General features: G+C 53.4%; 22 protein-coding genes and 1 pseudogene. 12 read left to right on the top strand and 11 right to left on the bottom strand.

The genetic code is table 11. The features are described from left to right. From HDF14_RS11560 to HDF14_RS11545, 4 genes are all read right to left on the bottom strand, one after another. A complete protein-coding gene (locus HDF14_RS11560; protein ID WP_183976740.1) occupies window positions 1-390 on the bottom strand; it encodes a cupin domain-containing protein in 390 nt (129 codons plus the stop codon). Window positions 391-466: 76 nt separating this feature from the next. Next, complete coding sequence (locus HDF14_RS11555; protein WP_183976738.1) at window positions 467-1,300, bottom strand: SDR family oxidoreductase; 834 nt, start codon at window positions 1,298-1,300, stop codon at window positions 467-469. 268 nt (window positions 1,301-1,568) lie between these two features. Continuing rightward, window positions 1,569-2,408: a peroxidase family protein gene (locus HDF14_RS11550; RefSeq protein WP_183976736.1), complete on the bottom strand. Its 840-nt coding sequence runs from the start codon at window positions 2,406-2,408 to the stop codon at window positions 1,569-1,571. Then, on the bottom strand, window positions 2,402-2,899 hold the full coding sequence (locus HDF14_RS11545; protein ID WP_183976734.1) for a hypothetical protein: 498 nt from the start codon (window positions 2,897-2,899) through the stop codon (window positions 2,402-2,404). The genes HDF14_RS11550 and HDF14_RS11545 overlap by 7 nt, the downstream gene beginning before the upstream one ends. Window positions 2,900-3,770: 871 nt before the next feature. Here HDF14_RS11545 and HDF14_RS11540 point away from each other — a divergent pair. Beyond that, window positions 3,771-4,082, top strand: a complete 312-nt coding sequence (locus HDF14_RS11540; RefSeq protein ID WP_183976731.1) for a hypothetical protein — start codon at window positions 3,771-3,773, stop codon at window positions 4,080-4,082. A gap of 98 nt (window positions 4,083-4,180) precedes the next feature. Further along, entirely contained in the window at window positions 4,181-5,131 is a 951-nt protein-coding gene (locus HDF14_RS11535; protein ID WP_260698206.1) for an RNA polymerase sigma-70 factor, read from the top strand. Between the two features lie 402 nt (window positions 5,132-5,533). Here the strand turns inward: HDF14_RS11535 and HDF14_RS11530 are convergent, their stop codons facing one another. Next, complete coding sequence (locus tag HDF14_RS11530; RefSeq protein ID WP_183976729.1) at window positions 5,534-8,044, bottom strand: CHAT domain-containing protein; 2,511 nt, start codon at window positions 8,042-8,044, stop codon at window positions 5,534-5,536. A gap of 91 nt (window positions 8,045-8,135) precedes the next feature. Then, a complete protein-coding gene (locus HDF14_RS11525; protein ID WP_183976727.1) occupies window positions 8,136-8,984 on the bottom strand; it encodes a choice-of-anchor P family protein in 849 nt (282 codons plus the stop codon). 576 nt (window positions 8,985-9,560) lie between these two features. Here HDF14_RS11525 and HDF14_RS11520 point away from each other — a divergent pair. From HDF14_RS11520 to HDF14_RS11510, 3 genes are all read left to right on the top strand, one after another. Next, on the top strand, window positions 9,561-10,217 hold the full coding sequence (locus HDF14_RS11520) for an anti-sigma factor family protein (protein ID WP_183976725.1): 657 nt from the start codon (window positions 9,561-9,563) through the stop codon (window positions 10,215-10,217). A 258-nt stretch (window positions 10,218-10,475) separates the two neighbouring features. Continuing rightward, a complete protein-coding gene (locus HDF14_RS11515; protein ID WP_183976723.1) occupies window positions 10,476-11,387 on the top strand; it encodes a LysR substrate-binding domain-containing protein in 912 nt (303 codons plus the stop codon). A 120-nt stretch (window positions 11,388-11,507) separates the two neighbouring features. Continuing rightward, complete coding sequence (locus HDF14_RS11510) at window positions 11,508-12,233, top strand: SDR family NAD(P)-dependent oxidoreductase (RefSeq protein WP_183976721.1); 726 nt, start codon at window positions 11,508-11,510, stop codon at window positions 12,231-12,233. Between the two features lie 146 nt (window positions 12,234-12,379). Here the strand turns inward: HDF14_RS11510 and HDF14_RS11505 are convergent, their stop codons facing one another. Further along, window positions 12,380-13,621, bottom strand: coding sequence for an MFS transporter (locus HDF14_RS11505; protein ID WP_183976719.1), 1,242 nt, complete (start codon window positions 13,619-13,621; stop codon window positions 12,380-12,382). 630 nt (window positions 13,622-14,251) lie between these two features. Between HDF14_RS11505 and HDF14_RS11500 the strand changes: the two genes are divergently transcribed. Together HDF14_RS11500 and HDF14_RS11495 are read left to right on the top strand one after the other, a co-directional pair. Beyond that, entirely contained in the window at window positions 14,252-14,842 is a 591-nt protein-coding gene (locus HDF14_RS11500) for a hypothetical protein (protein ID WP_183976717.1), read from the top strand. A gap of 5 nt (window positions 14,843-14,847) precedes the next feature. After that, window positions 14,848-15,552, top strand: coding sequence for a hypothetical protein (locus HDF14_RS11495; protein WP_183976715.1), 705 nt, complete (start codon window positions 14,848-14,850; stop codon window positions 15,550-15,552). Between the two features lie 287 nt (window positions 15,553-15,839). On the opposite strand, the gene HDF14_RS11490 is transcribed toward HDF14_RS11495, so the two are convergent. Next, window positions 15,840-17,066: a DHA2 family efflux MFS transporter permease subunit gene (locus HDF14_RS11490; protein ID WP_406707217.1), complete on the bottom strand. Its 1,227-nt coding sequence runs from the start codon at window positions 17,064-17,066 to the stop codon at window positions 15,840-15,842. Further along, the gene (locus HDF14_RS26560; protein ID WP_260698205.1) at window positions 17,066-17,290 is read right to left on the bottom strand and encodes an MFS transporter; all 225 of its coding nucleotides are present in this window, start codon (window positions 17,288-17,290) and stop codon (window positions 17,066-17,068) included. Before HDF14_RS26560 ends, HDF14_RS11490 begins: the two co-directional genes overlap by 1 nt. Before the next feature lie 265 nt (window positions 17,291-17,555). Between HDF14_RS26560 and HDF14_RS11485 the strand changes: the two genes are divergently transcribed. The 4 genes from HDF14_RS11485 to HDF14_RS11470 all read left to right on the top strand — a co-directional run bounded on the left by HDF14_RS11485 (window position 17,556) and on the right by HDF14_RS11470 (window position 20,365). After that, window positions 17,556-17,837, top strand: a complete 282-nt coding sequence (locus HDF14_RS11485; RefSeq protein ID WP_183976713.1) for an alkaline phosphatase family protein — start codon at window positions 17,556-17,558, stop codon at window positions 17,835-17,837. Next, window positions 17,813-18,643 (top strand): alkaline phosphatase family protein, encoded by an 831-nt coding sequence (locus tag HDF14_RS11480; RefSeq protein WP_183976711.1) that lies wholly within the window; start codon window positions 17,813-17,815, stop codon window positions 18,641-18,643. The genes HDF14_RS11485 and HDF14_RS11480 overlap by 25 nt, the downstream gene beginning before the upstream one ends. A 498-nt stretch (window positions 18,644-19,141) precedes the next feature. After that, window positions 19,142-19,714, top strand: a complete 573-nt coding sequence (locus HDF14_RS11475) for a multicopper oxidase family protein (protein ID WP_183976709.1) — start codon at window positions 19,142-19,144, stop codon at window positions 19,712-19,714. A gap of 276 nt (window positions 19,715-19,990) precedes the next feature. After that, complete coding sequence (locus tag HDF14_RS11470) at window positions 19,991-20,365, top strand: multicopper oxidase domain-containing protein (protein WP_183976701.1); 375 nt, start codon at window positions 19,991-19,993, stop codon at window positions 20,363-20,365. A 142-nt stretch (window positions 20,366-20,507) separates the two neighbouring features. Here HDF14_RS11470 and HDF14_RS11465 read toward each other — a convergent pair whose 3' ends face one another. Next, entirely contained in the window at window positions 20,508-21,392 is an 885-nt protein-coding gene (locus tag HDF14_RS11465) for an NmrA family NAD(P)-binding protein (RefSeq protein ID WP_183976693.1), read from the bottom strand. Window positions 21,393-21,585: 193 nt separating this feature from the next. Between HDF14_RS11465 and HDF14_RS11460 the strand changes: the two genes are divergently transcribed. Further along, window positions 21,586-22,530 carry a LysR family transcriptional regulator gene (locus HDF14_RS11460; protein WP_313899548.1) on the top strand — a complete coding sequence of 315 codons (945 nt, stop codon included), beginning with the start codon at window positions 21,586-21,588 and terminating at the stop codon, window positions 22,528-22,530. 150 nt (window positions 22,531-22,680) lie between these two features. Here the strand turns inward: HDF14_RS11460 and HDF14_RS11455 are convergent. After that, a pseudogene (locus tag HDF14_RS11455) lies at window positions 22,681-23,477 on the bottom strand (DUF2950 family protein). Between the last annotated feature and the right edge of the window lie 6 nt (window positions 23,478-23,483).

Below are 23,483 nucleotides of genomic sequence, written 5' to 3'. Positions count from 1 at the left end.
TCAGTTGGTCGGTATAAACATGGGTGTGCCCTTGTCCTTGACCAGGAACACGACGAACTTTGCGGGCTTTGTTTGACTTGGGTTGCGACCGACGACGTGGATATCATCAGGTCCCTCGTAAAAACTCTGTCCAGCAGTCAGAGTCATCTCTTTCACGCCTCTCACCTGCATCACGATGGAGCCTTCCAGCACATAAATAAAACTGTGTGCATTGTGGCGATGCACGGGGTCCGAGGCGCCCGACGGATAGTCTACGGTGATCATCAAACCTTCCTTGTCTGGAATATCTGACAGATCTTTCGACATGACTTCCGTCACCTTGGCTTGCTCGGCACTCAGACAGTTGGGAGCGAGCCATGCCAGACACAAAAGAATTTTTGCGAGTTTCATAGTGAATCTCCTCCTTGCTTATCTCTGTTATTTGTTCTGAGATGAAGCCGAGTTCTGGCTGAACTCGGCTTCTGTCTTAGTGGGCGGTGGTTGCCACACTCGCTGTAGGAACAGGCGTGACGCCCCCAACCGATTTCGCCGACTGGACGAACCAGTCTTGGAAACGCACTTCACCAAGCCTGGCATCTTTGCCAGGGACGAGCGTTCGATCGTCGACTTCGACCCCGAAGTAGCCAGCAGCAGCGTCCGCAACGACAGTACGCGGATCGCTCCGGAAGCGGAGGCCCTGACGAATGAATTCATCGAGGTGGAATTGTTCCGGACCAGCTACTTCGACGATTCCGTTCACCGGAGCGCCGATGGCAGCCCGTCCAACTGCTGCGGCCACATCTTCTGCAGCCATGGGTTGGATCAGCACAGGCGCCAGTCGGACGGTCGTGCCGTCGCTCGAAGAATCGGCGATGTTTTTGACAAACTCGAAGAACTGAGTCGCATGAACAATCGAATAAGGAATGGAGGACCCTGCGATCAGTTTCTCCTGAGCGAGCTTCGCACGGAAGTATCCGCGAATCGTCTTTGGCCCATCTGATGGCCTTTTTTGGGCGAGACGATCCGTTCCCACGACAGACAACGCAACGTGGTGCCGAACGCCCGCGGCTTGTTCGCATTGAATGAGGTTGCGCGTTGCGGTGTTGAAGAACTTCATCGCCACCTCTTCGTCGAAGGATGGAGAGTTCGATACATCGACCACTACCGAGGCTCGTTTTAGCACGTCTGCCAGCCCCTCGCCTGTCAGAGTGTTGACACCCGAATTGGGTGATGCAGATACTGCTTCGTGTCCGTGCTCACAAAGCTTGCTAACGAGCTTTGATCCGACAAGACCGGTGCCGCCGATAACTACGATTTTCATAATTGCTCCCTTCATCCGACCGGCAATTTCGATCTGCCATTCGTACTGACTAAGACCGGACAGCGCAGAGTTCTGTGACACGATGTCGGTGGATCTGCGGATTTATTCAAGGCGCACGAGCGCTTCACGGAAAACTATCAAAAAGTAATTATGAAGGGAGAGCCAGGCTTGGATTGGGGCCGGCCAGAAACTAGCGAGCGTGTACAACTGATTGTTTCGTTTGCGAAGTGAGAGTTTTACGGATCACCTCTCACGGAGTAATTCGCGCCTAGGAGGCCAGTAACTCGCTAAGTGATTTCTTAGGAAGCCATTCGTCATGGCTTTGGCGAAAAGAGGTTGCATCTGCGTCGACGAGCCCATTCAATACCTCAGCTACGATCAGACCACCCACCGGCCCGAGACGATGACCACCTGTGCAGACGTCGGCTTCGCGCAGGATGTAATACCACAGGGGCGTCTCGCCATGCCAACCAGTGGAAGCGATTCCAACCTCGTCAGCGATGAGTGGAGTGATCCCCAGGTGACGTGCCACGGCTTCGCCAGACGGAAGTCCAATACCCTGTCCTCGTTGCAGGTCACGAACGGCCAGAGAGTGGTAGGCGTCGATTTCGGTTTCACCGGTGACAGCTACCGGCAGATCAATCAAGGCTTTTACCAGTTTTCCATCAATCTTCTTGGCTCGCTGTGCCGACGTTGCATGCGGTGCGTCGAAGAATAGTTTCCAGTCCACCGCGTGTTGGCGCGGTACTGCACGGAATCCCAAAAGGTCAGGAAAGAGCGGGACTGGATCACTCAGCAAGTTCAATTGAAAGTGATGACGAATCTGAGAGTGGCCGTATCGGTAAGCCGCATCGGCAAATTCGAGCGGGATAAAAGCGTCACGACCTGGACGAAAATAATGCGGTCCGTCTTTGAGCACCTGATCGGCAAGGGCAGGTCCGACGAGCGTAGGCAGAAACTCGTGCAGAACGATCCACTGATAATGCCAGCGCAACTGCCGGGCAGCTTCGTCGAAGACGTGATCGTTGGGCACTCCAGCCAGACGAGCGTCGTTGACAAACGCATTGTGAGCTTTCAATACGGCGAGGTGTAATTGAGAGATCAGCATGTGCGAGTCATGCGTGGGTCGCCGATAATCGCCGTGCCCTCAGCGTTCCGCTGTATGTCAGGTCCGTCCTGGCCAAGCAGGAACTTCGCCGGGTCGTCGCGTTGGTAGAGGAATGGATGGCCGGTTGGGCCGTCACCATAGAGAGACTCGAGGTTGAGTTTTGGACTGCGGGCATTGTGTAATTCTGCCGTATCAGTATGAGCTCGCAGAGTGGATCGATCCGCCGTTATGTCGTGGGCCACAAACTGACCAAAGATAGGCCAGCCAGCCGCTGTATCAGCCAAGGAATCAGGAGAATCATCGGCATCTCCGCAATCACAGAGACCGCCCGCGCGTCCGAGCGCGTGCAAAAATTCTTCATCGGCTCGAAACGACGGAAGCTCAGGAAACATCCGTGCATAGGTCGTTGGGCCAAGCGGTGCATCAATCGCTATTTTTGCTCGTGCGGGCGAGAGGCAGTGACTTCGGGCCGATCCGTTCGATTGATTCATGAGTCCTTTCCCTTCTGGTGTCGCCCGTGTCACTGAGGTCCAATCGCTAAACTGCCGGAAACGGCTAGACGCTTTTCGATGCGCCAGTCCGGAATCAACCAAATGAGTGCGACGATCACAAGAACCGCGCGGGCAATCCACGATGAACGAAGTGTAGCGATGACCGCCACTATATACAACCGGCGATAGCTTTCCCTTCCAATCGCGCCGAGAGCGTCCTTCAGGATTGAACCCTCCCCCTGCGTGCGAATGATTGCCTGCTGGAGGAGATTTGTACCATTCTGATCATCGGGACGAGCAGAGTGCGCTGCATATTCTGATCGATGGTGTAAACGTCGATTGCGCCTTCGAGGATGACAAACATATCGACATTTTGCTCTTCAGGTGTGATCAACGATGTATATTCGGAAACTTGACCTCTTGTTCGTACTTGCGTAAACGGTCGATCATGTCATCGGTTACGGAGGGAGAGGCAAGCTCTGCGCGACACGGGGAGAGATGAGTCGCTAACTCAACTTCGCTGAACACTCCTAATCGTCTTGTAGTCATCTTCCCTCCCACGATGCGGCGCCGCACCTTGTCTGCTGCTATGACAATGCAGGCGTTCGAAATGACAAAGAAATTTCTCGGAGAAAATTTGAGAGGAGCCTGTCACGGATCGACAGGACGATTGGTCTTAGTGGATATAAGAGGCAAAGGCAAAAGGTATGTATGCCTGTGAGTAAAACGATGACCGTTTCTTGAACTTCAATGTGGCTGCAGTCTGCTTGCCGCTGCGGTACAAGATGCAAGCGCAGCGGAGCTGGGTTTTCGCGATTTCTCGAGCTTGTTCTCGGTGAGGAGAATCGCCGCCAACTGAGGAACTCGGCGTATGCATTTTAAGCAAGAGCATGGAGATGAAGAAAAAATGACAACAATGTGCAGCTACGAGCGCAGCGACGAGAATATTTCAATCCGGATAGATGCTTGCTACGAAGAGCTGGCTAAGCAGGAGGAGATTTATCTCGAAGAGATAGAGGAGGATGTTCGCATGATTTTGGAGTTCGAAGATCCTCCTCCTTCGCCTCCCCAACAGAGTCTCGATCAAAAACGAGCGGAGGCCGCTGAAGAACTCATCATGGGAGATTCTGATGACCCTCCCGTTAGCGAGAATGTAGCCGATGAATGGCTTAACAGTCATTAATCAAGGGGTTAGTGGTCGCGGGCGATAAGTTGAAGCAAAGCTAACGATTTTTCAAAATAAGTCCTTTCCAACCAGCTTGGTTTGCCACGAGATAGAATATGACCGTCGCGATGGCAGAAGAACCAATCTCGGAACCTAATTCGTCCGCCCGGCATGACTGTGAAACCGGCAAACATGACGATGGCCTCTCAGCCTTTGCTGATGTGCGTCCGCGTTTGTTCGGTATTGCGTATCGCATGCTCGGAAGCGTGGCGGAAGCCGAAGATATCGTGCAGGACGCCTGGCTACGATGGCAGCTTACCGACCGGCGGGTGGTCGAGAACCCGGCCGCATTTCTGGCGACGACAACTACAAGACTTTGCATCAACCTCATTCAGTCCGCCCCGTCACGGCGCGAAACTTACACGGGGACGTGGCTTCCCGAGCCGGTGGACACGAGCAGCGATCCATCGCTAGGAGCGGAGCGAGGCGAGGCCTTAAAGCTTGCGGTTGTCGTTCTTCTCGAGAAACTCTCTCCCACAGAACGTGCCGCATATGTTCTGCGCGAAGCATTTGACTACTCCTACCGCCAGATCGCGGACATTCTACAAATGGAGGAAGCAAATACTCGACAACTCGTCTCCCGCGCCCGTAAACATATCGCAGACGGGCGGCGCACCCCCGCTAGTTCGGGGGAGCAACGGCGCTTTCTGGAGGCTTTTATCGTTGCTGCCCAAAAGGGAGATTTGGACGCGCTGGAAGGCCTCTTCACGGAGGATGTTGTCTCTTACTCAGATGGCGGTGGAGTTGTGCGAGCGGCGCGTGTCCCGGTTGTCGGTCGCGAGCGAGTGGCGAAGTTCATCGCCGCCTTCTCCTCCCACTTCTGGAATGGTGTGACGCTCTCGTGGACCGAGGTCAACGGGCAGGAAGCCGTTCTCATCTCGCGATATGGCGAACCCGTTGGGCTCGTGGCGACGGATGCTTCCGAACGAGGTATCCATCAGATCATGTGGCTTATGAGACCAAGCAAGCTCTCTGCAATTTCGATGACCAAACTAAAGATTGTGTGACATCAGTGCTCTGGCTAAGAAACAGGAAGACGCCTCACTGGATGGGCAGTCCGACCCGCGGAGCGGTCTAGGATAAATTTTGCAAAGAGATTTGCAAGAACGTTTGGGCATTCTGGTACTCTTCGCCCTTCCCTCACCATTTAGAGTTTGCAAGTTACAGATTTTTATTAGCGGCGCGAGAGACCGATCCCGTCTCTGGCCACCATTTTACGATCAATCGTTTAGGTGGCAAGCTCCTGAAAGTGCGTCGAGATCTGCTTCCTTCCGGACCCAAGACCCAGACTGTTCGACATCGCGAAGACTATAAAAGGGCCAGCTTTCGGTGAGTTCGATCTCTGCCATCGATCCCCATAAGTTTGTGGCTGGCTAAACGGAGGGAAGGACGGGTTCAAAGACTTCAAACTAGGGTTCTCCGATGGCGGCTCCGTCATAGAGAACGAATGGCCCCCAATAATACGGTTTCGCATAAATAGTGTGCGACCGTAAAAGCTCGAGTTTAGCTGCCCGCAGCGCAACTCCGGGATCTTCTCCTTCGGCTATACCGGAGTAGAAGTTGTTCATGAGGCGGGGAGTCGACGTATCGTCCACGTCCCACAGTGCGGCGAGTACTTGATGTGCTCCAGCTCTAAGAAATGCCCAAGAAAGTCCGACCAATCCCTCAGATGAGTAGATTCTGTTGCCCGCACTATCACAAGCAGAGATAGTCACTAGTTTGGCATTTAGCTTCATCTTTGCGATGTCACGCGCATACAGGTTAAATGAACTGCCGTCTTGTGAAAGGACGACGGCGGAATCGAGTGGGCTTACGCGGCTTGCTGTTCCATGGGCCACAAAATGGATAAAAGAAAAAGTCTCAGGCTTCGCCTTGAGATAAGCTGTCGGCGTCGCATCCGCGCCTGAAATAACAGTTTCTTGCTCTGGGCTAAAGTGAGCCTGTATGAGCCGGATTTCATCGCCGGCATGTGCTAGCGGCTGATAATATTGGGGCGCTTTAGGATCCCCGATCAAAAGGAGGGTTTTATTTGGCGTTATCTGTCGCCGCGATATTGAACCTCCACCTGGAGATAGCAAGACTGTAGAATTGGCATTTGAGATGAAGACGTCCTCGATCCAGTAGTGTGGCTTCGGTGAAGCGACAGTTAAGGTTTCGAAGTTCAATCCGCATAAAACTCCATCAGGAATGATGGTTACCCGAGCCTGCGGTGTAATCCAGCGCTCCGCCGGGCCAATGAGCGTTTTGTAAAGTTCTTGGCCGTCGGTATAGTCCGCGTTTTGGGATTTAAATGATCCAGTAAGTCGTGTGTGCTGTCTTTCGACCATTGCACTAATCTCATCTTCACCCGGAAGTACGAATACCTGTGAACCATCAGGCCGACAAACCCAAAGATAACTCTGTCCCGGCCCAAGCCAATAAGCGAGGATTACCCGTTGCTGACGCGATGCGGCACGCTGCGTGTCGGCAACGCTCAACGCCTGTCTATTAGAACCGCCTTGCAGTTCCAGGCCCTCCGTGAGTGTTCTGGCACGATGTAATTCCGCTACGGCGAAAGCGTCATTCGATCGACCCCGCTCCATTAGAAATCTGATGTATGCGTTATAGGCGTCCTTAGCGTTCGTAGGATAGGAAAGCTCAAATTCTTCTCGACCAAGAGACTTTCGTTCCTTGTCGAGAACTGCAATCGCCGATCTGTAATGCTTATCGGCCAATTCCGGCTGCTGGAGTTTGTCTTCTGTCTGGCCCAGGCCGTCCAAACCATCTGCCTCCAGGCTGATATCGTCGCCTGCGTTACTAACCACTTCCCGAAACAGCTGATTGGCTACGACGTATTGAGCGGTTGCAAACGCTTCGTTGGCGCTGTTCAGCTTCGTGTAGAGTTTGCTGTTCTGACTACCGATCGCATCTGCTAGAGCAGCTGCTTCCTGGTTGTAGCTCTCTGCAAGAGAGAACTGTCTTTTAGCGAGTGCAATTTTCGTTAGTCCATGGAGTCCATAGATCACCTCTTGCTGATCATTCAGCGATCTCGCCAACTCGAGAGATCGTGAATAGGATTTTTCCGCTTCTGGAAGATCTCGGCGAAGAAACTGTACCTCTGCAGCGTTCATAAGCCAGGTCTGCTCATCGGTGATCATGCTATGCCGCTCTGATATGGTCTCCGCCTGAGAAAAACTTTCGAAAGCTCGATCCAGATCACCCATCTTTAGATAGGCCCACCCCAGATTGCCTAGAGCTCTTGTTGCGGTAATTTCCGCGTTATGGGATTGAGCTAAGAATATGGACTCATTGAACCAATCAGCAGCCTCTGCATAACGGTGCTGTTGCATGTTCAACATGCCAAGGTTGCCTAATGCACTTGTTTCGAGAACCGGTTTGTTCTGCTGGTGGGCAATCTCAGCCGCTTGCCGGAACATTTGGTCTGATCTCGCAGGCTCATGATGAAGAGCCGCTAATCGACCCTCGCCAAGTAATAATCTGCAGGTGACCTCACGCACCTCCGGAGAGTTTAGCGTCTTGGCGGTGGCAAATTCCCGGTCCGCATCATCGAACATTTGGAGATTACTGTAGGCCGATCCGAGCAACACAGATCGAAACGCAGCAAGGTCGGACTGCGAAGAAACAGCATTTGGCATCGGAGTAAGCAGATTCACCGCGTCGCGGGAGTATCCCTGCCAGATTAGAATCTCAGATTTGAGAAAGCGAAGCCGCCAAGCTTCATCAGACTGTTTGTCGTGCAAATCCTGTAATGTGGCGTCCGCTTCATGTAATGCGGATTCCAAATCACCCTGCGAGAACTTCAGCTCCGCGTCCTCAAAGGTCGGCTTTGGCGTCGACTTGACTCCAGGGCGACAGGCCACGAACAGAAAGCAAATAAAGGAGAGGAGCGTTATCCGCCGTTGCTTTAATGAAGTCGTCACCTATGCTGACCTCATCTTCGACATTTCGTTCGTTCGAGAGTCCGTGGATGAGGTCATTACCCTGATTGAAAGTCCATGTGGTTACATCATTCTACGGGAACCACTTTCCGTTGGTTTCCAAACCAGCTACCGCTAAACTCCCAACAACGGGGCTCCCTAGTTCGAGGCGGATCATCGTAAGTCGCTTTGTATCTTCCGAGGAGGTAAGTTCACCCAGGTAGAGACGCCCCACATCGGGAATTTTTATGGCGTGGGAATAAGGGACAGGTGGTGCATTGACGGTTCCGGATGGACTCGGTTCTCGCACCGTCCGCACCAAATTGCAATATAAATTAGCCCCAGACTGCTGCCAACCAGGGATGGGCGGCGCCAGTAGACGCTCCTGCAACGCGCCTGGCATGGCTGCAACCGGATGACCCCATTCGTATCGCAGTGCACTCGGAGGTTGGGATGTTGCGCAAGCGGCATTCTTTGGACACTTGCCGAGGAAGTGATCGACTAGAGAGGAATGCGTTGAATGGTGCGCAAAGAGACTATCGAAGAGATCGACTTCAACCGGTTTGCCCGCAATCTTCAAATTCTGGAAGGTACTACCCAGGGGAATGATTTTGGCTGGCTTGCCGTCTTCGTGAGTTGACGATAGCCTGCCAACCACTGAATCCGCGGTAATCACATCCAGAATGTTGAGATCCTCTATAACCGTATTTACAACGGTACTGTGAAGGGTGTCACTGTTCTGGATTCCCGAAATATAGGTGTGCGCCGAACGGTAAGAGATTAGATCTTTGAGACGATAGCTCTCTGCTTTTGCAGAGGCGAGACCACCCACGATCGAGAGAGCCGTGGCCGCATGACTATTAATCTCCTGTTCAACAGGCTGGGTGATCCTGCCACCGAGCGCAAATCCATTCGCGTGATATAAGAAAATTCTTTTTCCCATCTGTATCTCCGCTCCTGTGGACATCTAGCCTCGGATGACCACCCCTAACATCGTCTTGTCGATTGAACTAGACATCTCTGCTTTGAAGTCTCCGAGTATAGTGGCTCTACGTGAGATTCGTTTCAAGTGTCGATATAAAACTTGCAAAAGAAATGGCCTCGAGCAGATTTCCAGGCTGGGTTTTCAACGAAGGGATCGGAGCTTTCGTATCGTGAATGCGAGCCTGCTGAAACGCTTCGGGCTATCCGGAATAACTTCAAGATCGAAAAGGACGACCTCCCTTCGGGGTACGCATTCTGACCGCTTCTTCAGACGTTCCATGAGTAAGCAGCTTTTTTGAGATTCAAGCGATCGACTCGACGCTTTTACGGTATTCGCCTCTTACTCGCCGCAGTCTGTGGGATTATTTACATTCCGAGCTCCCCCGTTAGATCGTTGGGTATCGAATAACTAACTGAAAATAAATCGTTTGCGAATCCTCACCCATTCCCGCTACTGTTGTACTTTAGTTGAATCACTGATTGGCAAATGAAACGTTTAGTGGTCAAGCTTCACCATCCAATGAGGGCGTGATTTGTGGATCATAGGGAAGCAATTGAGAGTCAAGCTGTAGAAAGATACCTGCTGAAGGAATTCTCCGCCTCGGAACGAGACGAATTCGAAGAGCACTACTTCGGATGCGGTGAATGCGCCAGTGATTTGCGAAGTACCTCCGCGTTTCTTCAACTTGCTGGAAGGGTGACCATCTCGGATGGAATCAGAGCACCTAAACCCAAGGTTTTACCTATCCTTAATCGATGGAAACCTTTAGGTTACGCAATTGCAGCTTCGATTGCATGCTTCTCGTTCATCTTGTACCAGAACATATTAGTGATCCCGAAGCTCCGTAGTTCCGCCTCACCTCAAGCCTTGCAATATTTTTCACTGACCGACAAGACCGCACGAGGTGGCGTTCAAACGGCGTTCAAGACCGAACCTGGAAAGCCCTTTCTCCTGCTTGTTGACATTCCACCGCGTGAGGCTACAAGCGAATATCGATGCGACATCTCGAATTTAGCAGGTAAGAAAATGCTGTCGTTCTCTTTGTCGAAAGAGAACCTAAAAAACACGGTCCCGTTGCTGATACCGGCGGCGTCCCTTGAACACGGTGTCTATTCGCTAAGCATTTCGGGCAGGTCAACAAACGAATCTCCTTACACTGAGATTCAAACCCTTAATTTCGAGATCAGATAACTGTGGTTTTTTGGGATCGTCTGAATTAGCAATCAAATAAATTCGAATGCAGCATGAATCTGTGAAAGGCGCATAGCTGTTGTGCTGACAATGGCGATTGCTTCCTGGTCATGGACTGCGTGTTGCTCACGAGCGCAATTTTCCTGTTCATAAAGGGCACATATCCCGGGTTCGACTTGGTGGGCATGGATGCAAGGCAATGGGTGTGAATATTGATTGTCCGCATGTTCTAATCAATCGATAGGAAGGAGCTATCAGATGGAACTGCGGCATCTCCGATATTTCACTGCAGTTGTCGAGTGGAAGGGCTACCGCGAAGCTGCGCGGCACCTTTATATTGCGCAGCCCTCCATCAGCCAGGCTGTCGCAGATCTCGAAGAGGAACTAGGGCTCAAACTGTTCTCGCGCGAAGGACGCGCCGCGAAGCTTACACCCGAGGGACGGGTTTTCTACGAGGAAGCATTGAAGACGCTTGCTCAGGCGGAGCGCTCCATAACCACTGCGCAACGGGCCGCCAAAGGGGAGATCGGCACGCTTGGTATCGGCTTCATGGGATTTACGGCCTGTCTGTTTCTCCCCGACCTAATATGCAAATACAAGGCTCGTCATCCTGGCGTCGCGATGCGCCTAGTCGAAGATGTGCCAGGAGGCCAAGACATTGCGTTTGATCGCGGCGAGATCGACATCGCGTTTACGCGTCCGCTGTCGGCCGACCGTCGGGCCCATTATGATACGCGCCTGCTCTTCAGTGAACCATTAGTCGCAGCTCTACCCAAGGCCCGCAAGGTCCGAGCTAAACGGATTCGGATCGCAGATCTTGCGGGGGAGCGGTTCATCGTTTTCCAGCGGTCAAGCTCGCCTGCGGTTTTTGACACAATCGTTCGTGTCTGCAACGACAATGGGTTTTCACCCCGCTTGCAAAACGAGCTGAACAATATGAACTCCGTGCTTGCCACTGTCGAGGCCGGAGAAGGAGTCGCTATCATTCCTGCTTCAGCCCGCAACCTGCGCGCGGACAATGTCTCGTTCTTCCGGTTGCAGCCTGACGAGGTTCGTCTCGACTTTGTAGCCGCATGGCAAAAAAGTAATCCTTCAGTCGCTCTCAAGTTGTTTCTACAACTCCTGGAAGAAGAACTCCCCTCCATTCGGAAGAAGACTCTTTTCCGATAAACATGGAATAGATAGTTATTACCTATCATTTGATCGAAAATTGCGACGAATCATGATCGACGTAGAGCGAATCTCTTATTGTGTGCGATGAGTAAGACCGTCGCAACCAAGGAGAATCGCATGGCAAGCAAGGGAACGATCATCGTAACTGGAGCATCTCAAGGTATTGGCGCGGGTGTCGTGCAGGCGTTTCTTGACCGCGGCTACAACCTGGTGGCAAACTCGCGAAACATCAGCAAGTCGGGCACCTTTGTTGAGTCTGAGAGACTTGCGCTCGTCGATGGAAACATTGGAGAGAGCGCGGTCGCAGCAAAGATCGTGGAGACTGCAATCACAAGATTTGGTTCCATCGACGCTCTGGTGAACAACGCTGGCATCTTCTTTGCCAAACCCTTCACGGAATTCACGGCGGAAGACTTCGAGGCGCTTTCGACTGTGAACCTCAAAGGTTTCCTGCACGTGACGCAGGGCTCTGTGAAGCAGATGCTTACGCAGAAGAAAGGTGGCAGCGTCGTCACCATCACCGCTTCGCAGGTTGTCAATCCGATCGCCGGTTTACCCGCGTCCGTGCCGATGATCACCAAGGGCGGCCTTGAAGCAGCTACGCGAAGCCTGGCGATCGAGTATGCGAAGGAGCACATCCGCTTCAACGCCGTGGCGCCCGGCATTGTTGACACTCCGATGCACGTAAACAACCCAAAGGACTTCCTAAAGACGCTCTCGCCGATGGGTACAATCTCCAGCGTCAACGACATCGTAGATGCCATTGTTTACCTGACCGAAGCCCGCAACGTCACCGGGGAGGTGCTGCACGTGGACGGTGGATCGCATCAGGGTCGTTGGTAACCCCAAGGATCCGCAGCCGCGAGCGCAGAGAGTCGGCTTACGGCTCTTTGCGTTGAGCTGAAGCCCGCGCCTGTGAGCCTGACTTGGAAACGATGGTCACGTTCGAGCGCTGGGATTGGATGGCGGACAATAGTCACCTCTCCAGGCTAGAGCCGGACGGAACGAGATGAACGAAACGTTTCCTTCCTTGAGACAAGGAAATAGAGACTTAGGGTAGTTAGCGCGATGCCGGCACCTGACAGGGACTTTGAAACTCCAAACATAGGTATGAGTTTTCCGAGCCCGAGAGCTCCAAGCGGAATGCCGGCGCGGAACGCGAGGTTGTAGACACTCATGACACGGCCGCGCATTGCATCCGTCGAGATGAGCTGCGCCAGAGAGAGCATAAAGGATGCAGATGCCATAACTGCCGCCCCTGCGAAAAACATCAGAGTGCAGGATGCTGGAAGCCATCTCGATACGGCGAATCCGGCTGTAATCAGCCCCAATAGGGCGAGGATCAGTAGGGTTAGCCGTCCCTGCCCCTTCAATCTTTCTGAAGTCGCAACTGCCAGAGCGCCACAGATTGAACCGCCGCCTGAACAGACGAGCAGCAGCGTGTAGGTTTCCGGCCCTTTGTGGAACACATCGCGAACAAAGACCGGAATAAAGCCGTTGAGAGAAAAACCAAACAGCGTCGTACAGAATGCCAGGACAACCAGTGCGCTCATGCCGTCCCGCTGCCGTATGAAACGAATTCCCTCTTTCATGCTCGACAAGACAGAGTCAGTTGTCTTTGCAGGGACGAACTTCACTTGAATTAAAAAGAGCGAGGCTATCACTGCCAAATAGGAGAAACCGTTCAGAGTGAAGCACCACGTTGCACCAAGCGTCGTGTAGGTCAAACCGCCAAGCGTCGGACCAATGATTCGGGCAAGATTGAACTGGATTGAGTTCATCGCGATCGCGTTGGACAGATCCTCAGGCCCAACCAACGTCGGCAAGAGCGAGGAATACGCAGGGCCACCAAAGGACTGCCCAAGGCCGACGACGAATGACAGAGCGAGAATGTGCCATACCTTTACCACATGGAATGCGAACAAAAGTGCCAAGAGAAACGCGCATGTCATCTGGATGTATTGCGAGGCAAGGAGCAGCTTCCGGCGATCCATGCGATCTGCAAAGACGCCGCCGAAGAGCGAGAACATCATGATTGGGAGCTGTCCCAAGAAAAGGTCCAAGCCGAGATAGAACGGGTCTTTCGTAAGGTCATAGACTAACCAGCTCTGTGCGAACTGCTGCACAAACGTCCCAATGGTGGACGCGCATGCTCCGAACCACATCAAGCGGAAGTCGCGGTAACGAAAAGCCCGGAAGGTGCGTGCGAATCCTGCAGTCGCGTTTGCCATTACTTCGTTTTGCTATCTCCCTGATCCACGACACAAGGTATTCACGTTTATTGTCAAGAGTTGATAAAGAATCGATGTGTACGCCGTGTGTTTGGACTCAATAAGAAGATGCTCTTACTCGCGCCGCACACACACAGTGAAACCTATTATCAGTCTTATCAGACAAGTGACGAGGAGAGCGTTTATCTTTACTGATTCGTATCAAAGATCGGCGTCCTTGACGATCGGAAGCATCAAGAGCGCCGCTGTGACAAGACCTTGCGAGTACGGGCATTTCAAGTGAATCGTCATTTACAAACGGCCCGAAGCGTTTTCAGCAAAAAACAAATTCCACAAGTTGGTTCTATCCGATACACTCGTCGTCACGAAAACAGGCTAGATACCACCAATCTCAAATCTCAAATGAGGTAGACCATTTTGAGAGGATCAAGATGCTGTCTAGTCTTTGCGACTGCGAGTTGCCTCCTGATTGGGGCCATCTCATCCACTCCACAGGGAATCGCTCCTGCAAGCAGTAAGCCCGCTAAAACCTCAACGATCATTCCACCGTGGCCGAGAGTTTTTGACCGGGGCGACGTACATCTGGTTGTCTACCAACTACAACTCAAAGCCTGGCAAAAATACCGCACGATGGTCGCTGATACCGCCATTTCGGTGACGGACAAAGGACAAAAGCCCATACTTGGTGTCATCTCGTGGCGAGCCGATACGATCACCAACGTAAGCGCGCAAACGGTTTATGTCTACGATATTCAAGTGCTCGATGCATGGTTTCCTTCGCTCAATGCGGCGCAGGAAGCGGAGATGCAGAAACGTGCACATCAGCTTTATCCGACCACGACGCTCACCATTGGACTTCCGCGAATGATTGCCAGTCTGGAGAAAGTGAATGACCCGGTGCGGTCGATATCGGAGAGCCCGGAGGTACCGTCAATTCTGGTAACGATGTCGCCCGCGATAGTGCTTGTGGTTGATGGGAAACCTGTATTGGCTCCGGTTGAAGGGACAAGTCTGGAATATGTCGTCAACACTAACTCGGATCTTTTCTTTGACAAATCCGACTATTACCTACTCAGCGAAAAGACCTGGCTCAAAGCCAAAGACCTGCGTGGCCCGTGGGCTCTGACTGCCAAACTGCCCCCGAGTATGGCGAAACTTCCAGTTCACCAGAACTGGGATGATGTCCTGTCTACTACCCATACCCGTATAGTTACGGAGTAGCTGCCGTGTACAACCCATATACCGGAGCATATGGGGTGGGACACGCCGTGTATGGACCGTACGGCTCCTCAGGCACGGCGGCCTGGTATAACCCGAGTACCGGAGCCTACGGGCGAGCAGTCACTACTCAAAACGCTTACGGTGGCCATACGTATGCCCAGGGCTATAACCCTTGGACTGGAACCTATGCCGCAACTTCGCAGGGCCATAACCAATACAGTCAGTGGGGAAGTTCTGTAGTTACAAACGGGGACAACTGGGCTCAGGCTCAGCATGTAACGAATAGCAACGGAACTGCTGGGTCTTTCCAAACCTCCAAAGAGAGTGCTGGCGCCGGTTTTTCGGGCGCTAACGGAAACGGTGGTTTTGTTGCGAAGGATGCGAATAACAACAATATCTATGCTGGAGCTGACGGGAATGTTTATAAAAAGGATTCCAGCGGCAACTGGAGTAAGTATGACAACGGTGGCTGGACGTCGGTAGACCCATCCATCGGTGCAAACCAGACGCGGCAGCAGAAAACAGAGTTCAAAATAATCCTAATCAACTGTCTCAATCACGATCTGCAAATCCTTCGGCTCCAGCCGCGCAAAGAGGAACAACCCCTTCAGCAACGGGGTGAGCGGGTTGGATTCAACGAATCCTCGCGTTGCGGGAAGAGGAACTCAGAGCCAGCCAACTTCCCTCTCTACCCAAGCTACTCCGCGTAGTTCAGCTCCGACGGACACCATGGGGCAGTTACAAAGTGATTCGCGCTCTCGTGCGCGGGGGATCAGCTCGAACAATTTCAAAGTCGCGGAGGCGGTGCCACACGCGGTGGACGTAGAGGACGTTAATGAGTGATTGACAACGGGGCTGGCGTGCCTCTGGAGGCAAACGCGCTCGAGGCTGCTGAGTCCCAGCTTTAACGACGGTTCGCCGAGTTCATAAACCCATCTCGGCGACGAAAAACCACCTGTCACTACATTCTGACGCTGGAAATGATGATACTGGTACTTCAGTGCGGTTCTTCAAACAAGTGCGTCACCCGTTCTGTGCTTGCTTTTGCCCAGACCGTGTTCGACGCAAACCCGATCACTAGCACCGCTGCGCCGCAAGTCGTCATCAGCCACCAGATAGGGTGTGTCGCCGAAGTGAAATCTGTGCCGTTTGCATGGCTTACGGCTACGACCGTTCCAGACACCGCGACGCCAATCGCCGCGCCTACCTGCCTGCTCGTCGAAGCAACCGCAGCAGCTACGCCCGCCTGAGATAGCGGCATTCCCGCCACCGCGCTGTTTGTGATCGCCGCATTCACCATACCGAGCCCCACGCCGAACAGCGCGTATACAGCGAGCAGCCAACCTACTGAAGTCTGTTGGGTCAACCTAGTCAGCATGAGTGCGCTTAGTAGAAATCCAACACCTGAGGCCACAAGAGAAGGTCTCGTGCCGTAGTTCCCCACAAGCCGTCCCGACAATGGCGAAGCCACCAACATGGTTATCGCCAAAGGCAACGTAAACAATCCTGTGTGAAAAGGTGAAAATCCGCGCACCTGCTGGAGATAGAGTGCATTCAGAAAGAGAAATCCCGCAAAACAAGAAAAGGCACACAGGGCCAAGACCGTTGCGCTTGAGAATGGCACGCTGCGGAAAAACCGCAGGTCCAGGAGGGGATCACTCCTGCGCGGTTCGTATACCACGAACGCAAGCAATGCCACCCCCGCAGTGATAAAGAGCCCCAGGATCAATCTTGATCCCCAACCTTCGTGCGGCCCCTCGATAACACCTGATGTCAGTGTTGCCAGCCCAATCAATATCAGCATCTGTCCCACCGGGTCAAAGGCACGCGCTCGTGCAGCCTTCGACTCCGGTACAAAGTGCGCCGCCAGCAGCGCTGCCGTAATTCCGATCGGCAGGTTGATCCAGAAAATAGACCGCCATCCAATTGTCTCGGTCAGGGCTCCCCCGATTAGCGGTCCGATGCCCAGCGATAGGCCTGCCACAGCCCCCCATGTACCCACTGCCCGGGCTCGAGCCTTCGGATTCGGAAACGCATTTGCGATAATCGACAACGCCACCGGATTCAGCATTGACGCCCCAAATCCCTGGAGCGCACGAAATCCGATCAGTTGTTCGATTGTTCCAGCCCGACTGCATAGAAGTGATCCGAGAACGAACACGGCCAATCCGATCTGAAACACTCTCCTGCGTCCGAACCGGTCCGACACCGATCCTGCCAGCATCAGGAAGCTTGCCACCACCAGAGTATAAGAGCGTCGAGAATCCACTGCAGCCCAGCCAGCTGAGCGTGGAGGTCTTTCTGGATTGCCGGCAGCGCAACATTAACAATCGTCACGTCCATGCCCACGATCAGCAGGCTCATGCAACAGATTGCAAGGATCACGTTGGGATGGGTGGTACGTACAGTGGGGGAAGTATAAAAAGGTCGATCCTCAGTTTTTGACAAAGTGTCTCCACTTAAAAGATGCACCCGATGAGACAAAGATGGAAAAAGCCACTGCCATCCCCGAAATTCCGAGGGCAACATCCGACATCCGCGTTTTCTCTGGGCTACTCCGCCAGGTTAGATACAACGACTCGATCGAATTCACACTACATTGTTTTTCGGCCTCATCTGGCGTTCAAGAAGCACGACTATGCCTCGTTATTGCACCTCCCGGAGGATATGTGAATCGCTCTATTGCATTTACTGTCGCGCTAACGGTTATGCGATGAGTGACAACAACTTTGAAACCACGTTCGGCGACTCGACGTTGGGTGCAGTCAATCTGATATCTGGCCAAACCAATGGCGTGATCGACCTGATCAATGGAAACAGTGACGAAGTCGACGGCGGTGACGGCTCCATTACCTTGATCGGCGAACCGGACCCGGAGAACGATGTCTGCTCGGACCCCACCGAAGACCTGGCGTATTTGGGCGGAAAGAACATCGGCAATCTACTCAGCGCAGAGCATGTTACCTGGGGATGGTTTTCAGCCGCTTTGACCTGACGATTACAAATCCTAACGGCACTAGTGGCTGCAACCGCAGCAGATCATCCAAGGTCACGAAGGTGAAGGATGACAATGACTACAACCCGCACCGCGAGCCGTTTCAGTATTATCCTTCGACAGCCAATCCCACGCACATACGCCCTTCTTCCGTCGAAGCTATCGGCAAGGATGGCGACGAGACGCACCATCAATACGATATGCATGACTTTATCGATGCGGTGAACGCCGGCAACATGCCAGCGATAAGCTTCCTGAAGCCGCCGACGATCCAGAGCGGGCACTCCGCAGAATCCGATCCGCTGGACGAGCAGGAGTTCCTGGTCAACACGATCAACTTCATCGAACAGTCAAAATTTTGGGATTCGACGGCGATCATTGTGACCTACGACGACTCCGACGGCTGGTATGACCATCAGTTTGGCCCCATCGTAAACTCCTCCAATGGAATCGCAGATTTCCTCAACGACAAGGGAGTTTGCGGAGATCAAAAAGTGATTCTGCCGGGCATCGATGCCAGTAACCACCATGCGCTGGCCCGCTGCGGCCATGGGCCTCGCTTGCCGCTCCTTGTTCTTTCACCTTGGTCAAAAGAGAATTTTGTCGATCACACATTGACCGACCAGACCTCGGTCATCCGCTTAGTTGAGGATCACTGGCTCGCAGGCAAGCGCATTGGGCAGGGGTCGTTCGATGAACTAGCCGGATCGATCGAGAGCATGTTCGACTTCCAGCATGCCAGGAAGACTGATCTGTTGCTGCTCAAACCAAAAACTGGCGAAGTGAAAGGCGACGACAAAGACTAAGGGGCGCAAATCAACCGTGCCCATATGTCCCTGGTCACGCTTACTCGTTGCGGCATAATGAGGGGGGAGAGCAAGATTGCTCTCCCCTCGGAGTTTCTCTTCAGAAGATGCCCCCTACACGCCGGGAATTTCTATCAAAGCTGAGTTCTGGTCTGCTCTTAGGGCCTTCGAGCAAACTCGCCACGGCCTTCTTTCCGTCGCTCATTGAGCAGCACCACACAAGGATGCATGAGCCGGCAGCGACAGCGCCCCCCTCATACAGCCCTACACACTCACGCCTTTTGTCGATCCATTACCGATCCCTGCAATTGCCACGCCCAGCGTCGCGAGAGACACTGCCGGCCGTTCGTCTTCCGCCGACTTTTACCGGATCGAGATGCGGTCCATCCCCGTCAAGCAACACCGTGACGTGCCTTCAGCAACGGTCTGGGCTATGGGAATTCTGTTCCTGGACTAACCATCGAAGCCCGTCACGGCAAAGCTGTCCAGGCGGAATGGGTGAACGCCTTACCGGAGCAGCACTTTTTTCCAATTGACCACGCATTGTGCGGAGCCGAACGAACCAATCCACAGGTAATAGCCGTCGTGCATCTGCACGGAGGCAGAGTGCCACCCGAGAGCGACGGCTATCCGGAGAACTGGTACCCGCCCGGAAAGTCTGCAACGTATTCCTATCCTAATGTTCAGGATGCGGCGATGCTCTGGTACCACGATCACGCCATGGGAATCGAGCGCCTGAATGTGTATGCCGGTCTTTTCGGCGCCTACATTCTCCGCGACGAGGAAGATGCGCTGAATCTTCCTCGTGGAAAATACGAAGTTCCCCTCATGCTGGCCGATCGAATGATTCGCAAGGACGGGCAACTTTACTATTCCGCCTCGCGGAATCCCGAAGGTCCATGGGTTTCAGAAGTTTTCGGTGATTGCTTTCTGGCGAATGGAAAGCTCCTGCCCTACTGCGAGGTCGAGCCGCGGCGCTACCGCTTCCGCATTCTGAACGCCTCGAACGCGCGATTCTTCCGGTTGACCCTGGAGAACGGACAAAGCTTTCATCAGATCGAAACCGACTAGGGGCTATTGGCTGCGCCAATCGGAGCCAAGCGGCTCCAACTCGCACCTGGAGAGCGAGCCGACGTGATCGTCGACTTCTCCGAGAGCGGCGCATCAATCATCGTCTTGCGAAACGACATCTTGCCGGTGCTTCAGTTTCGGTCTCCGGAAAAGCCGTGAAGGATACAAGCTCACTTCCCACGAAGCTTCGGGCCATCGTCCCTGCTAACGAAAAAGAGGCCGAGATCACGCGCACCCTTACGAGTACGACAATCTAGTTGGCAAACCTTCCCAAAGTTGCTCAACGGAAGCCGTTGGCACGACCCCATTACCGAGAAGGCTCGTCGCGGAAGTCCGGAAATCTGGCAATTGATCAATCTGACCCCCGATACCCATCCCATTCATCTGCATCAGGTGCGATTTCAAATGCTGGATCGTCGCCCGATTTCGGTGCCAACTTACCTGTCCGACGGAACGCTAGCCTACATAGGCCCCGCGGTCGCTCCCATGAAGCAGGAGGCGGGATGGAAGCACACGGCGCGTGTGGAGTCGCGAGGGGTTACGCTTATCGCAGTGCGCTTTGATGGACATGCAGGCCGATTTGTCTGGCATTGCCACACCCTTGAGCATGCCGCTAACGAGATGATGCGGCCCTATGAAATAGTCTCTTGACTAACGTATATTGCGGCCAACATCTAGAGCACACAGAGGATTCAAAATACTCCTCTCTTAATTATTGGATAGGAATGAAGCTCACAGAAGCGACATTGTCAGACCTGTGGGCCCGACACCGGGGTGTCGAGCCTTTGGACGCTTATGCCTCCTGGCTTCCGTTTGCCACAAGCTTTGCAATCACCGACGTCAGGCTGGTATTGCCTGTGATGTGTTCAGTGCCCGCTACACCGAAATGAATCCAGCCCGAGTTGAATCCATCGACCATCTCGGCGCGAGGCTCGGTCCGGCCCTCCGGCATGCCTTGCCCGACGAAGAACTCTGTCCACTTTTCACGTGGGAGGGCAACCGCTTCGATGGTACGTTCGAGAGCGCTGCTCATTGCTCGTGCAATATCGTTGGGAGAATACTGCTCGGGACCTGCAACTTCAATATGCCGAATGCCCTTCCACTCCTGGCGCAAGACGTCCGCCCCGACCTTGCCAATGTCAGCCGTAGCCACCAGCGAGAATTTGCGATCCAAGGGATAAAGATTAGAGAATATCTTTCCTTCTGACTGTGCCGTAGTGACGTCCCAGGCGTGATTTTCCATGAACCAGCCAGCTCTCAGGAACGCGTGGGCTATAGGCAGATCCCCGAGCGTCTGCTCCAGAAGATGCGAACTGGTGATAAGCCCCAACCCGCTGGTCTGTTCGGCTCCAATCGAAGAAAGGTAGACCGCTTTTTTGGGGAGAGCCTTTGCGAGAGACGCATGATAGGCCGCGAGAGTCTTGCGCGTTTCCGGAAAGCCGTGCGCCGGCGCAAAATTTGGCGGGACCATGAGAAACACGCCATCCGTTCCTGCGAATGCGGATGCCAGCGCGTCGGGATCGTCGACGTCAGCAATCGCAATTTCTGCTCCCCGATCCCTCCAAGGTGCAGCCTTTTCAGGATTCCGAACGATCGCGCGAATCTGCTCGCCCTGCGCCAATAGGTTATCTGCGATGGCGCCTCCAACTCTTCCACTAATACCCATGATTGCGTACATTTGTGTTTCTCCTTTCAATCGTTAGTTTGTTGGTTCGTCGACCTCTGATTACTGTTTAGACCGCTGTTTGAGAGTTTGCAGCCGGATGGCGGATCAGCGCTTTGAATCAATGCTGCGTTCTCCGTTCTGCTACGACCTGTACATCTGACTCGGTCAGTAAGGACGAAGCGCCAGAACTATTCGCATTTTGCTAATGACTAATTATCATGAATCCATGAAATTTGATGATCGCGTTCTGAACGGACTCGGTGTTCTAGCTGCTGTAGTGAGGAGCGGAAACTTCGCCATAGCCGGCAAATCACTGAACATGTCGCAGTCGGGAGTGAGCCGTGCGATCGCCCGTCTAGAGGCGCGCCTCGGTGTACGTCTGCTCGAACGCACTACCCGCACCGTCACATTGAGCGAAGAGGGGCGAAGGCTCTATGAACAAATCGTTCCGCTGCTCGCTGGATTGGAAGAAGCAGCGGCCTCGGTAACAACCTCTAAAGACGCCGTTCGGGGAACGTTGCGGGTCAATATGGATCCGTTCATCTCGCAGCTCCTTCTTGGGCCACAACTGAGTCGATTTTTAAAACGGTTTCCAGCACTCAAGCTCGAACTGATTACACGTGAGCGGCTGGGCGATTTGGTGGCAGAAGGCTTCGACCTTGCCATCCGTTTCGGCGAGCCCCGTCCATCGGTACTTGTAGCGCGAAAACTGCTCGACACACGAGTTATTACGGTAGCATCGCCGGTTTATCTGAAAAGAGCGGGTCGCCCAAAGCATCCCTCCGAGCTTGAGGAAGGCAATCATCGTCTAATTGATTTTCGCGACCCTGAAACCGGGCGCCCCTACGAATGGGCCTTCCGGCAAGGCCGAAAAGAAATAGAAATCAACGCGAACGCACAGTTGTTGCTCAGCGATGTTGCGACGATTCACGCGGTCTGCCTCGCCGGATACGGTATTGCACAGCTCCTGGAGCTTGGAATCGAAACGCTGATCGAGAGCGGACGCTTAGAGGTCGTCTTTCCTGATTGGCTTGATGAGCGATTTCCTCTCTATGCGCTGCACCCTTCTCGCAATTATCTTCCACAAAAGACGCGCGCGTTTCTTGACTTCGTCATCGCGACGGTAAAATCATCTACCTCAACCGCCTGACCACTCATCGATTATTGCCTAGTTTCTTGGGGTCAGGCTTTCGCGATCAACACACCCGTTTGTCATGGCTTATGCTTCTCCTATCGGATTACGCCCGGATAAGAACACCCCTGTCCCCAAAAATGTGGCGGTTGAGCTTTGAGGTGCCAGTCATTGCTGGACGATGGCCCAGCCGGGGTCCGGGTCGAACAGGGTCATCTCGGTTGCAGTTTCCGCGGCGTTTTTTCCAAGATCTTTCTGTAGCAGCACGCCATCCTGGTTGATGATGAAACTCATCACTCCTGAATTACCGTGCTGCGCGGGATAGGCGACGAAGGCGAACCCGTTAGTCATCTTTCCATTGACCAGGTACTCTTCGCGCCGTCAGGTGCCTTGTCGGTTTGCACCTTCAGCATCTGAAAGTAGTAGCCGTGGAACGGCGTATGTCCGTTTGGATTTGCCTTATATCCTTCGTCAGTCGCAAACGCCGCCATCGGCCCCAGTGGGCTCGCGGACTTGCCCTCCTCCGGTTTCCAGTACAAACCGTTTTGTTTCCCTGGATCGCTGATGAACTTTGCCGCGTATTGTTTCGCCGGTTGTCCGTCGTGCGGCTTCGAGTAATACTCCGCCTCTGCATCCGCGATCGCTTCACAGACGTCGATGACAGCAAGTTCATTGCGCCCAACTCGGCGTGACAGCACCTCATCCTTACCTCCAGCCGTATCGAAGAACCACTGCCCATCAGCATTCTTTCTGAGTGAGATAGCAAATGGATAGTTGTCAGCTCCGACGGTCAGGACCTCGCTGCCATCTTGCATCGTGCGCCAGCGGTGCATCCTGTCATACTTCGCCACAAATGCGTTAGCACTATTCTTATCGTCCACCGGGTCGCCGGAGTAAAGAACGTCCTCAGAACCGGGGCCGAAGATCGCCAGACTTCGCCGCTGCGATCGCCATATTACCTGCATCGTCAG

The organism is Tunturiibacter gelidiferens, from assembly GCF_014201335.1.
Classification (GTDB): Bacteria; Acidobacteriota; Terriglobia; order Terriglobales; family Acidobacteriaceae; genus Edaphobacter; species Edaphobacter lichenicola_E.
Note: the sequence above shows the minus strand (reverse complement) of the source record. Positions and strands in the feature narration are given on the sequence as shown.